This window comes from Nonlabens spongiae (genome assembly GCF_002117125.1).
Lineage (GTDB): Bacteria > Bacteroidota > Bacteroidia > Flavobacteriales > Flavobacteriaceae > Nonlabens > Nonlabens spongiae.
This window is the reverse complement of the sequence record NZ_CP019344.1, coordinates 1836488-1848009: the sequence shown is the minus strand read 5'-3', so window position 1 is coordinate 1848009 and position 11522 is coordinate 1836488. Positions and strand designations below refer to the sequence as shown.

13 protein-coding genes are annotated in these 11522 nt (G+C 41.1%); 6 read left to right on the top strand and 7 right to left on the bottom strand.

The genetic code is table 11. The annotated features are described in order from the left end of the window. Positions 1-219: 219 nt before the first annotated feature. The 4 genes from tnpA to BST97_RS08525 form a co-directional block, all read right to left on the bottom strand. Entirely contained in the window at positions 220-624 is a 405-nt protein-coding gene (gene tnpA / locus BST97_RS08540; RefSeq protein ID WP_085766843.1) for an IS200/IS605 family transposase, read from the bottom strand. A gap of 122 nt (positions 625-746) precedes the next feature. Further along, entirely contained in the window at positions 747-2087 is a 1341-nt protein-coding gene (locus BST97_RS08535) for an ABC1 kinase family protein (RefSeq protein WP_085766842.1), read from the bottom strand. A 162-nt stretch (positions 2088-2249) separates the two neighbouring features. After that, complete coding sequence (locus BST97_RS08530) at positions 2250-2936, bottom strand: TetR family transcriptional regulator C-terminal domain-containing protein (protein ID WP_085766841.1); 687 nt, start codon at positions 2934-2936, stop codon at positions 2250-2252. 168 nt (positions 2937-3104) lie between these two features. After that, a complete protein-coding gene (locus BST97_RS08525; protein ID WP_085766840.1) occupies positions 3105-3464 on the bottom strand; it encodes a toxin-antitoxin system YwqK family antitoxin in 360 nt (119 codons plus the stop codon). 361 nt (positions 3465-3825) lie between these two features. Here BST97_RS08525 and aspS point away from each other — a divergent pair, with 361 nt between their 5' ends. The 5 genes from aspS (at position 3826) to hemH (ending at position 7712) form a co-directional block, all read left to right on the top strand. Then, positions 3826-5577, top strand: a complete 1752-nt coding sequence (aspS, locus tag BST97_RS08520) for an aspartate--tRNA ligase (protein WP_085766839.1) — start codon at positions 3826-3828, stop codon at positions 5575-5577. Between the two features lie 174 nt (positions 5578-5751). After that, positions 5752-6018, top strand: a complete 267-nt coding sequence (locus BST97_RS08515) for a hypothetical protein (protein ID WP_157111551.1) — start codon at positions 5752-5754, stop codon at positions 6016-6018. A 90-nt stretch (positions 6019-6108) separates the two neighbouring features. Continuing rightward, the gene (locus tag BST97_RS08510) at positions 6109-6351 is read left to right on the top strand and encodes a hypothetical protein (protein WP_085766837.1); all 243 of its coding nucleotides are present in this window, start codon (positions 6109-6111) and stop codon (positions 6349-6351) included. Between the two features lies 1 nt (position 6352). Then, positions 6353-6631, top strand: a complete 279-nt coding sequence (locus BST97_RS08505) for a type II toxin-antitoxin system RelE/ParE family toxin (protein WP_085766836.1) — start codon at positions 6353-6355, stop codon at positions 6629-6631. Between the two features lie 43 nt (positions 6632-6674). Then, a complete protein-coding gene (hemH, locus tag BST97_RS08500) occupies positions 6675-7712 on the top strand; it encodes a ferrochelatase (protein WP_085766835.1) in 1038 nt (345 codons plus the stop codon). An 80-nt stretch (positions 7713-7792) separates the two neighbouring features. On the opposite strand, the gene msrA is transcribed toward hemH, so the two are convergent. Then, positions 7793-8434, bottom strand: coding sequence for a peptide-methionine (S)-S-oxide reductase MsrA (gene msrA / locus BST97_RS08495; protein WP_085766834.1), 642 nt, complete (start codon positions 8432-8434; stop codon positions 7793-7795). Between the two features lie 220 nt (positions 8435-8654). Between msrA and BST97_RS08490 the strand changes: the two genes are divergently transcribed. Next, entirely contained in the window at positions 8655-9449 is a 795-nt protein-coding gene (locus BST97_RS08490; RefSeq protein ID WP_085766833.1) for a hypothetical protein, read from the top strand. An 89-nt stretch (positions 9450-9538) separates the two neighbouring features. On the opposite strand, the gene BST97_RS08485 is transcribed toward BST97_RS08490, so the two are convergent. Continuing rightward, a complete protein-coding gene (locus tag BST97_RS08485) occupies positions 9539-10318 on the bottom strand; it encodes a zinc ribbon domain-containing protein (protein ID WP_085766832.1) in 780 nt (259 codons plus the stop codon). Positions 10319-10321: 3 nt separating this feature from the next. Beyond that, the gene (locus BST97_RS08480) at positions 10322-11413 is read right to left on the bottom strand and encodes a Nif3-like dinuclear metal center hexameric protein (RefSeq protein ID WP_085768199.1); all 1092 of its coding nucleotides are present in this window, start codon (positions 11411-11413) and stop codon (positions 10322-10324) included. Positions 11414-11522 lie beyond the last annotated feature (109 nt).

Sequence of the window (11522 nt, the reverse complement as noted above, 5' to 3'; positions counted from 1 at the left end):
TTACAAGGGCGCAAAAGTAGGGAATTTAGGAGTTTTTTGCTACAAAACTATATTGCTTGTCGGTATGATTAGCGGGAAGTCAAAGGCGTAGGGTTATCTCTCAGTAAGGGCAGGTTTTGACCCCTTCTTAGATGGGTTCAAGTTGTACACAAAGTTTCCCAATAAGGGCAGATTTAAATCTGCCCTTACTCAAATCAAAACGTATATGATTGGCCAGATTCAAAATTCCAGATCTGACTTAACGCTTCCTTTTTTATGATGATCATTTTGATTTCTGATGTAGCTTTTGATCATCGGTATATCTTTTTTGCTGACAGTAAATGCTTCATACCCACGAGACCATTGAAAAAGATCTTGGTTTCCCATGAAATCATTTGCAAACCTAGAACTGGAACCTTTGAGATTTTTCACGATACTCGCTACAGATAAAGTAGACGGGATGCCGATTAGAAGATGCAAATGATCCTTAGTCCCATTGATGGCGATCGGAAATAACTCTAGCTCATGAGCTTTTACCCACAAATGTTGATAAAGAGATTTTTCCAGTTGATCATTAATGAGATGATCTCGGTGCTTAGTAACAAATACAAGATGTAGGTGTAACTGATGAAAATTTCTGGACATGGTGAGTTGGCTGGATTTCTAGCATACAATATACAAATCTTAGAAGTTTTGTTAAATCATAGATTCAGTAAGGGCAGGTTTAAACCTGCCCTTACCAAAACTTTCAACCATTATGTAGCTGCTCACAACGCCGGATGATTCTCAAAACCCTTCTCCTCAAGAAACTTCACATACTCCCTAGTTCTGACTGTTGCTTTAAGATCGTGCAACAAATTGTAGAGTCCGAAGAACGTACGGTTGATGTACAAAAAGTGTTTGCTGCCTCGATTACCGTTCATCTTACGCAACTCTTTGTCGTTGCTGTATTTCTCGCTCAGCGAACTTATTTCATCCCAAAATGTAGCATCGGCAAAGTTAAAGGTCTCGCTTTGAAAGGGTTTAGTGAATAAGCTCAACATCTCGTGAAATAGTGCCGAGAAGTAATTGATCTCATTTTCGGTATCATCCTCTCTCAAAATTTCCAGTTCAAAAAGCTTTTGTCTGAAAATTTCGGGATTGTTGATGCTTGCGGGAACTGCCAGCTCAAAGTAGGGCTGATAAAATTCTTCAACGATTTCCTTGATACAGCCAAAATCAATTGCAATTAAATCGCCATTTTCAGAAATCAAGAAGTTTCCGGGATGCGGATCAGCATGTACGGCTTTCAGACCATGCATTTGAAACATGTAAAAATCCCAAAGCGTTTGTCCCAGCTTATTCCCGGTCTCCTGGGGAAAATCTGTTTTTGCAAACTCACTCAAGTGCTGCCCTTTCATCCAGTCCATTGTTATGATACGCTTGCTGGAGAGCTCCGGATAGTAATTAGGAAATTTAAGGTTGGGAATGTGAGAACAAGCCTCAGTAATTTCTAGACTTTGCTTTACCTCCAGCTCGTAATCGGTTTCTTCCAGTAGCTTGTCTTCAACCTCTGCAAAGTAGCGCTTACTATCCTCACCTTTCAGATTAAACATTTTGATCGCGATAGGTTTTACCATGGCGAGATCACTACTTATAGAATCAGCAACGCCAGGATATTGAATTTTGACGGCGAGTTCTTTACCGTTTTTAGTCGCTTTGTGAACTTGACCTATGCTGGCTGCATTCACTGAATTTCTTGAAAATGAATCGTAAATATCTTCTGGATAGGCTCCTTGGTACTTTTTGAAGGTTTTGCGTACCAATGGCGCAGAAAGTGGTGGCACGCTGAATTGAGCGAGGCTAAATTTTTCTACGTAAGCACCGGGCAATAGACTTTTGTCCATACTCAGCATTTGAGCAACTTTCAGCGCACTTCCTTTCAGACTCTTCAAGCCGTCATAAATATCTGAGGCGTTATCTTCATCAAGGGAAGAGCGGTCCAGACTGGGGTTGACCGCTTTTTTTGAATAATATTTTAAATAGTTGGCTCCAATTTTGGCACCCGTTTTAACCAACTCGGTGGTGCGGCCTATTTTGCTAGTCGGTATTTTATCGAGTGTTTTCATGTTTACCAATTAAGGGTTCAGAATAATGAGTGCAGAGTATTTCAGTTATATACTGCTTTAAAGAATCTCGCTTTCGCGAAAGCGGAATCAAATTTTAAGTCAACAGTATAAATTTCAATTTGCTATTGTTACTGCAACTGGCAACTGCAACTGCCAACTGAATCAAACCTTCCTTTCTTTCCAAAGAAATTTCCCAAAATCAAAAACGGCGTCCAGCGGTGTATTGTCAAACACATCAAAAATCGTATTGACCGATTTCTCTATGGCCATATCTGTTTTCTCAAATCCGGCGCTATCATCATCCATCCAGAACTTCAAAAGGAAAAGCATCTGTACCCAGGCACCCTCACTATAAATGGACTCTGAACGCTCCAATAATATATTTGATTTAGTCTCGTTGCGTTGAGAGATCAGATCTTTAGCAAAATCCTTTACGTGACGACGCAGGCCTTTAAGCTGATCCATTTTATCCATCATGTTTTGATGGTTATGGAGCGTAAACAACACGTAACTGCGGTTGAGTGTGAGCAGCTCAAAGAAGGTGTAGAAAAAAGTCAGCATCTTTTCACGGTTGGAAAAGTGCTCGTAATCTTCATTTTTGTGAGCAACATCCATGGTCATGGTAAAGAACGTATTCCAGATTTCTTTACGCAACCCCTCAAAACTCCCAAAGAATTGGTAGAATTCTTGTTCAGTCATGCCGTTATCCTTGGCAAATTTATAGACCGATTTAGGCGTTTTCTCGTGTTCTAAGACGTAGTCCATATAAGCTGTGATCACATCTTGTTGAGAAAGCTCTTTTTTCTTTGTGGTCTTTTTAGAAGTAGACTTTTTACTTGCGGTTGCCATGTCAAAATTATTTAAGGTAAAAATACGATGCGTTTAAGCTTTAGATGTAAAAGTTTAAACAAAAACATTGTTAAGAAATAGTCGTAGAACAGTGTGATAACTTAAAGCTGAGGCATAAAAAAACCTGCTCGTGAGGAGCAGGTTTTTGAAAATTTTTGTGTTTTTCAATTACGGGCGGTTGCTTACCACAGCTTCTTTGCTCACCCATTTGTTCACATTTGCAATGGTATTATTCTCATAATCCACTTCAGTAAGTTGGTCACCTTTCCAGACGAACCACTTTCCAGATTTTTTGTCTTGAGTGTATTGTGCTACAGCGGTTTTGTTGCCATCTGTGTCATAGCTGATCCACTCACCGTGTCTTTTACCGTCTAAGAACGTTCCTTGTTGAGCGACTTTACCATTCTCATGATAAAATGTAGCTTGTGTCAAGCCATTCTCCAGCGTTTCAACCTTGGGTTTTTGATCTTGTCCAAAAGAAAGGAAACCCATTACCATCATCATCAAAATTGCTACTTGCTTCTTCATAACTAGAGTATTTAGTGAATCAAAGATAACATTAAATTTACATTAGCGCAAAGATTAGGTAACATTAAATTTACATTGTATTTTTAAGTAATTGAAAATAAGTTTTTTGAGCGATCTAATTTTAAGTTCCAAGTTCCAAGTTCCAAGTTCCAAGTTCCAAGTTCCAAGTTCCAAGTTCCAAGTTCCAAGCTCCAGGCTATCTTCCCTTATGTGGATGGATTTCATTGTCTCGACACAGAGAAACAAACATCTTGTGCTGAAGTATGTTATATTATACTGACGGACTCAAAACTCCCCTACTCAAAAACTCCCATACTCATCTACTAACCATTATTTTTGCAGCTCGATAAATCGATATATTATGTACAGATCGCACGATTGTGGCAGCTTGAGAAATAGCGATATAGGCAAAGAAGTAACTCTTGCCGGTTGGGTTCAGAAATCCAGGGATAAAGGTTTTGTTGTTTGGGTAGATCTGCGCGACCGTTATGGGATTTCCCAGTTGGTTTTTGATGAAGAGCGTACAGATCCAGCATTGATTAAAAAAGCCCAGCAGCTAGGTCGTGAATTTGTTATTCAAGCAAAAGGTACCGTAATCGAGAGGGAGTCTAAAAATCCCAAAATACCTACAGGCGACATCGAGATACTCGTGAGCGAACTCACTGTTTTGAGCGAATCAAAGACGCCTCCATTCACAATAGAAGATGAAACAGACGGTGGTGAGGAGCTGCGCATGAAGTACCGTTATCTTGATATACGTCGCAATCCCGTGCGTGAGAACTTAGTATTCCGCTCGCGTGTGGCAATGGAAGTACGCAATTTTCTTGCTAGCAAGGATTTTGTTGAGGTGGAAACACCGGTTTTGATCAAATCCACGCCAGAGGGAGCTCGTGACTTCGTAGTGCCATCGCGTATGAATGAGGGTCAGTTCTACGCTTTGCCGCAATCCCCACAAACCTTTAAGCAATTGCTCATGGTGGGTGGACTGGATAAATATTTCCAGATCGTGAAGTGCTTCCGTGATGAGGACTTGCGCGCAGACCGCCAGCCAGAGTTTACACAGATCGACTGTGAGATGTCCTTTGTGGAGCAAGAAGACGTGTTGAACATTTTTGAAGAGATGACCACGCACCTGCTCAAGAAGTTGAAAAACGTGGAGCTGGACAGCTTCCCACGTATGACGTATCAGGAGGCGATGGAAAAGTACGGTAATGATAAACCAGACATTCGTTTTGGGATGGAGTTTGGTGATGTTTCCGCTTTCGCGAAAGCGAGAGATTTCAAGATCTTCAACGAGGCAGAGCTGGTCGTAGGAATTGCAGTTCCCGGTGGAGCAAGCATGACCCGTAAGGAGATCGACAAGCTCATCGACTGGGTGCGCAGACCGCAAGTAGGAGCCAAAGGTATGGTGTACGTGAAGTGCAACGAGGATGGGAGCTACAAATCCAGCGTCGATAAATTTTACTCACAAGAAGATCTGGCACAATGGGCAGAAGCAACCGGCGCCGAAGCAGGCGACCTGATTTGTGTATTGAGCGGTCCAGCCGATGAAACCAGAGCGCAATTAAGCGCATTGCGCATGGAAATGGCAGAGCGCTTAGGCTTAAGAAAAGCTGATGAATTTGCACCACTGTGGGTGGTGGACTTCCCGCTACTGGAATGGGATGAAGAGACACAGCGCTACCACGCGATGCATCACCCGTTTACATCACCTAAACCTGAGGATATCGAGAAGCTTGCTTCAGATCCTGGCAATGTGCGCGCAAACGCCTACGATCTTGTGCTGAATGGTAATGAAATAGGAGGTGGTTCTGTGCGTATTTTTGATAAGCAGCTTCAAGCGACTATGTTTGATCACCTTGGGTTCACACCAGAGGAGGCTCGAGCGCAGTTTGGCTTCTTGATGGATGCTTTTGAGTATGGTGCACCGCCGCATGCTGGTTTGGCATTTGGCTTTGACAGATTGGTGTCTATACTGGGAGGTCAGGAAACGATCAGGGATTTCATTGCGTTCCCAAAAAATAATAGCGGTCGCGATGTCATGATTGATGCACCATCAAAAATTGATCAAGAGCAGCTTGAGGAGCTGAACTTGAAGGTCACGATGGATTGAATATTGAATATCGATTATAGAATTCTGAATATAGATTGAAGCCGAGTCGTGCTATAGTCGAACCTGATTTATTTTCTCGTTTTAAATTCGTTCCTGACTTCTGCTCGAACTGATATTAATATTTTAGCAGCGAACGGCGAGAAGATAATACCTAAGCGCAAACAGCAACACATCATGAACTTCTTAAAATTTCTTTTATTGTGCTTGATCGCCGCGCTACTGGTAATCGGTTATGGGTTTTATGAAGTGGAAAATGGTGATCCTGCATCTGGTCATAAGTACATCGGTATGGCGACGCTTTTCATATTTTTCGTCATTATGCCATTGTTTATTTGGAATCGCTACAGCAAAAAAGATTTGAGCGGTTTTACCTTCAATAATTCTAAAATGGACAACGATGATGAGGATGATGATTGGGATGGTCCTATTCAGAGAAACTGAGCGGTGTGCTTGAGGTGTTACGCTTTCGCGAAAGCGTCACCTTCAATAGACACGTAAGTTATACGTATATTTATCGTAAACAATGGAATTATGGCAGTGAATAAACAAAGGAAAGAAGTCGCTCTTGATCAAAATACCATCTCGATTTTAAAGGCCCAAGCAGAAAAGCAGGGCAGGAAGCTTAAGAATTACATGGAGCACATCTTAAGAGAACAAGCTAATAATCTAGAATTTACTGACGAATATAAATCCATGATGGACGCCAAACTTGAACAGTATAAAAAAGGCAAAAGTCTTCTCATGTCTGAAGAAGAGTTTAAAGCTCAGATATAAAATGGTTCATCTCCTGACTTTTGATGAAGAGGCTCTTATCGATTTCAAAGAAGCGGTTGAGTATTACAAGCAAATTTCGGCCGATTTAGCAAGTAGATTCCAAGTTGAATTTTGGAGTAAGATTGAAGAGCTCAAGACAAACCCATTGCAGTATCAGTCGAGATATCGAGACATCAGATTAGCTCACTTGAAAAAGTTTCCATATGCTATTCATTTTATAATGGAAGATAAACGAGTTGTAGTTTTTAGAATTTTGCACCACAAACAGTTTTATAAGTAATAAAGCTTGAAATCTTCCGACCTTTGAAATGCAACACTAAATTATGAGCAAAGGAGTTTTATTAGTAAATCTAGGTTCGCCAGATAGTACAGATCCTAAGGATGTCAAGAAATACCTTGACGAATTTCTGATGGATGAGCGTGTCATCGATCTTCCTTATGTGTTAAGAGCGTTACTTGTAAAAGGTATAATTCTTAATACCAGACCTAAAAAAAGTGCCGAGGCCTATTCTAAAATCTGGTGGGATGAGGGGAGTCCCTTGATCGTGCTATCAGAACGGCTTCAAGATAAGATTGATAGTTTTACTAGTGTTCCTATTGCCTTAGCAATGCGATACGGGAGCATGACTATAGAAAATGGTCTAGAAGAATTGCATCAAAAAGGAGTTGACGAGGTTTTGCTTATACCGCTTTATCCGCAATTTGCGATGGCGACGGTGGAGACCATTGTTGTGCTGGCAGAGAAAATTAGAGCTGAGAAGTACCCGCAAATGTCATTCACACAGATGCCGCCTTTTTACAATCATCCCGATTATATACGAGTGCTTTCTGAATCCATTAAAGAATCTCTTGAAGGTAAGGAGTACGAGCATTTGTTGTTTTCCTATCACGGCGTCCCAAAACGTCACATCAGAAAAAGCGATATCACTAATGGGCATTGTAAAATGGATGGAAAATGCTGTGCGACTCCATCACCTGCCCATCAATTTTGCTACAGCCATCAATGTAAGGAAGTCACTCGACTCGTAGGCGAATATTTAGAATTAGAAGAAGGAACTTATTCCACCACATTTCAATCACGCCTAGGGTTTGATCCATGGTTGACGCCTTATACCGATCGCACCATTGAGAAAATGGGACTGGGAGGAACTAAAAAACTTGCGATAGCTACACCGGCATTTGTAAGCGATTGTCTGGAAACACTAGAAGAAATCGCAATGGAAGGCGAAGAGATTTTCCACGAAGTAGGAGGTAAGGAGTTCCACGTTATCCCTTGCCTTAACGATCGCGAGGACTGGGTAAAAGTCTTAAGCCGCTGGATAGATGAATGGGCGATGCAGCCTGTTGAAGCAACCGTATAAAACATAAAGCTCTCGTTCAAGAGAGCTTTTATGGTCATACGTCTTTCGTCGTTAAGCGCAGCGGTCGTAAGTCAAAAATATCAATGCTGCAATGCTTCTTTTTTTACTACCTCAGGCATCTTTGAGGCAAAACGCTTGAATCTAGGGATGCTGACCCCTTGAATGTAGCGGTTATTCGGATTATTCGTAGCGTAATCCTGGTGATAGTCTTCAGCTTTGTAGAACTTCTGGAATGGCTTCACCTCTGCGGCTACATCGTATCCTTCTTTGGTCAACTCAGCGATTTTTGCATCGATGATTTGTTTTTGCTCCGCATTTTGATAGAAGATGATGGATCTGTAACTGTGACCTATATCAGGCCCCTGACCATTTTCTTGCTCAATATTTTGAGAGGCAAAGTACACATCTACCAAAGTTTTGAATCTCACTTTTTCAGGATCGTAAATCACTTCATTAGCCTCAGCATGATCTGCGTGATTGCGGTAGGTAGGATTGTCTGAATTTCCTCCTGAATAGCCAGAAATTACTTCACTTACTCCTTTTACGCTTTCATAGATTTCCTCAACACACCAAAAACAGCCACTGGCAAAATAAGCGCGCTCCATGCCGTTTTGTGCAGCGACTTCTATGGGTTCGATATTTTGGACAATTTCCTTTTCTTTTTTTTCCTCTGCACAGCCAGTACTCAAAAAGGCTGCGAGGATTAATGTCAATAATTTCATTTTTTTTCACTTTTTAGCGAATCTAATCGACATTAAGAAAGAAGCGTACCAAAAACCCGTTAAAGGTGAAATGTTCAAGATATCAGTAAATGCAGCCAGGTAGTTATTAGACCGTAAGATGCCTTTTTCAGACCCACTTTAATATGAGGTGAAGTTTATAAAATATGTATTTTTATCAATTACTTAATTTGCAATAGTTTACCTTTTAAATTAATGAAAAATGAAACGACCTCTTAAGAGCTATTCGAAATTATCGATCCTGAGCATACTTGCTGTGGTCCTGAGTTCAATCTCCTTCTCACAGACAATCACCTACACATTTGATGGACAATCCCGTACTTATAAAGCTGTGTATAAAGCAGAACTAACAAAGAATAGCGATGAATTCAATGTCAATCTTTTGGAGGAGAAACTTCCAGATTTAGACAAGTTGCAAGATGGTGTACTGATCAACCATCCTGAAGCGATGAATATTTTAATTGTTGGTATGACCCAATGTTTTCCCATTAAGATGGATAAACCGCTGGTAATGAAAACTACTCAATTTGAAAGAGGTATGTCAGAATACGAGCAAGGCAATGAAATCGCAGATAAAACCAGAGCGGTTTTGAAAGACTCCAAGCCACGACTTGATGCTGAGATCAAGAAACGCGAAGAGAAAATGAAGCAGCTCAGTAAAAGAATTCAGCAGGGCGATATGGCTGCGATGGACGAATTGCAAAAGGTAGCTGCTGAGCTGGAAGCAATAATCAGCGGTGAGATGGAGAAATTGCCTGATGATGAAATTGAATTGACCTCTCAATATTTTGGTGTATTCATCAACATGCCCTCTCAAGACAAAAGTAGGTGGTTGAACGTGCTCCCTGTTTCAGGAGTCTTGACTGTAGAAATATTGAATGAGAAACAATTCAAAGGTCGATTTTCTGGTTTGGGAATCTATGAGTCCGGAAAGATAGAAGATGCGCAACCGCTCACCGTGGAATGGAATGTTCCTTTAACTGAATTCAAAAATTAGATTTAAACCATAAAAAAAGCCACCGCATCGCGGTGGCTTCTATATTCTATTCAATTATTGCAACAGTCAACAGTCAACAGTCAACTGAATTACAGCTTCGCAAAAGTCTTATCCATAGTCTCGGCTTGTTCAGCGGCAAGAGCGGCGTCTACAAGTATACGACCTGAGTGCTCGTCAGTTATGATCTTTTTACGGCTAGCAATCTCAACTTGCACCTGTGGTGGAATGGTGAAATAACTACCTCCAGATGCACCACGCTCGATCGGCACTACGGCAAGACCATTCTTAACGTTGGTTCTGATACGGGTGTAGGCTTTGATCAAACGCTCTTCAATAGATTTTGCATAGTCTGCACTCATTTTCATAAGGGCTTGTTCTTCCTTCTCAGTCTCTTTAAGAATTTCATCCAGTTCAGACTTCTTGTGCTTCAAGTGCTCTTTGCGCTCTTCAAGACGGCCCTTGTGTTCTTCGATCACTTCATTTTGCTGCTCGATTTGCGCCTTGAATTCCTTGATGTGCTTTTCGGAAAGTTCGATCTCAAGTTCTTGAAACTCGATCTCTTTGCTTAAAGAGTTGAACTCACGATTATTACGCACGTTTTTTTGCTGTTCGGCATATTTCTCGATCAGAGCCTTAGACTCTGCGATCATGTTTTTCTTTTCTGTGATGTTATCGCCTAGTTCTTCTAGGTGGGCATCCAGTTTGGCCAGTCTTTTTGTAAGACCCTCCACTTCATCTTCAAGATCTTGAACTTCTAGTGGAAGTTCTCCACGTACATTGCGTATCTCGTCTATTCTAGAGTCGATGAGTTGAAGGTTGTAAAGATCTCTTAACTTGTCTTCTACGGTAGCCTCAGTCTTTTTTGCCATCTATTAAAAGTAATTTACTGGGTTTGTTTGTGCCTCTGCACAAAGGATTGCAAAACTACTAAATTTATCGCTAAGATATTCATACAATAAATCTTTTGTAAACTGCTCACTTTCAAAGTGTCCTATATCGCATAAAAGCATTTCTGATCCTTCAAAAAATTCGTGGTATTTGAGGTCTGCGGTAACATACGCATCAGCTCCGGCAGCGATGGCATTTTTAATGGCAAAGGCTCCAGAACCTCCCAGTAGCGCTACTTTTTTGATATCTCGCTTTCGCGAAAGCGAGAATCTTACCACTCCACACTTAAAAATGGACTTCACTTTTTGTAAAAAATCTTCTTTAGAAAGTGGTGTTTCCCATTCACCGATGACCCCAAGTCCTATGTTTTGGTAGAAATTGTCTAGCGTGGTAATCTCATAAGCAATTTCCTCATACGGATGGGTGCGATGCAAGGCCTGCAAAACGGGAATCTCAAGGTGTGGAAGAAAAGTCAGATTGAGTTGCGTCTCGGCAACTTTTTCACGTTTTCCCTGCTGTCCTATCGCCGGATTACTTTCATCATTTCCTTTAAAAGTCCCGACTCCTTCATGACTGAAACTGCAATCTGAGTAATTTCCTAGCGATCCAGCACCCGCATCAAACAAGGCATTACGGACTTTTTCAACATCTTCAGTAGGGACGTAGGTCGTCAATTTTTTGAGCAATTTCTTTTTTGGAACGAGTGTCTTTACATTTTTGAGGTTCAGTGCTTCTGCCATGCGGTAACTCACGCCTCCCTTCACGCTATCCAGATTTGTATGAATTGCATAAATGGCGATATCTTTTTTGATTGCTTTGACAACCGCTTTACGCACGTAATCAGTAGGTTGCAAGTGCTTTAATCCTTTAAAAATGATAGGATGAAAAGTGACGATGAGGTTGCAGCCTTTTTCTGTCGCCTCGTCTACCACATTTTCCAAACAATCCAGCGTTACCAGTATTCCCGTGACTTCGTCATGTTTGTTTCCCGTCAATAAACCGGTGTTGTCAAAATCTTCAGCGTAAGCACGAGGGGCGAGAATTTCTAGATAATCGGTGACTTGTTTGATTGTGATCATTGCGTGGTTTACCAGTTTTAAGTTAATTGTTAATGGTCTTGAGGCCAGACCACCGCATTTTATTTGAAAGCTCAATAAAACCCAAAACTAAGGTAATCCTATAAAA

Coding starts and splice junctions, on each gene's coding strand:
- tnpA (WP_085766843.1), bottom strand. CDS start 624: ATGTCCAGAAATTTTCATCAGTTACACCTACATCTTGTATTTGTTACT.
- BST97_RS08535 (WP_085766842.1), bottom strand. CDS start 2,087: ATGAAAACACTCGATAAAATACCGACTAGCAAAATAGGCCGCACCACC.
- BST97_RS08530 (WP_085766841.1), bottom strand. CDS start 2,936: ATGGCAACCGCAAGTAAAAAGTCTACTTCTAAAAAGACCACAAAGAAA.
- BST97_RS08525 (WP_085766840.1), bottom strand. CDS start 3,464: ATGAAGAAGCAAGTAGCAATTTTGATGATGATGGTAATGGGTTTCCTT.
- aspS (WP_085766839.1), top strand. CDS start 3,826: ATGTACAGATCGCACGATTGTGGCAGCTTGAGAAATAGCGATATAGGC.
- BST97_RS08515 (WP_157111551.1), top strand. CDS start 5,752: ATGAACTTCTTAAAATTTCTTTTATTGTGCTTGATCGCCGCGCTACTG.
- BST97_RS08510 (WP_085766837.1), top strand. CDS start 6,109: ATGGCAGTGAATAAACAAAGGAAAGAAGTCGCTCTTGATCAAAATACC.
- BST97_RS08505 (WP_085766836.1), top strand. CDS start 6,353: ATGGTTCATCTCCTGACTTTTGATGAAGAGGCTCTTATCGATTTCAAA.
- hemH (WP_085766835.1), top strand. CDS start 6,675: ATGAGCAAAGGAGTTTTATTAGTAAATCTAGGTTCGCCAGATAGTACA.
- msrA (WP_085766834.1), bottom strand. CDS start 8,434: ATGAAATTATTGACATTAATCCTCGCAGCCTTTTTGAGTACTGGCTGT.
- BST97_RS08490 (WP_085766833.1), top strand. CDS start 8,655: ATGAAACGACCTCTTAAGAGCTATTCGAAATTATCGATCCTGAGCATA.
- BST97_RS08485 (WP_085766832.1), bottom strand. CDS start 10,318: ATGGCAAAAAAGACTGAGGCTACCGTAGAAGACAAGTTAAGAGATCTT.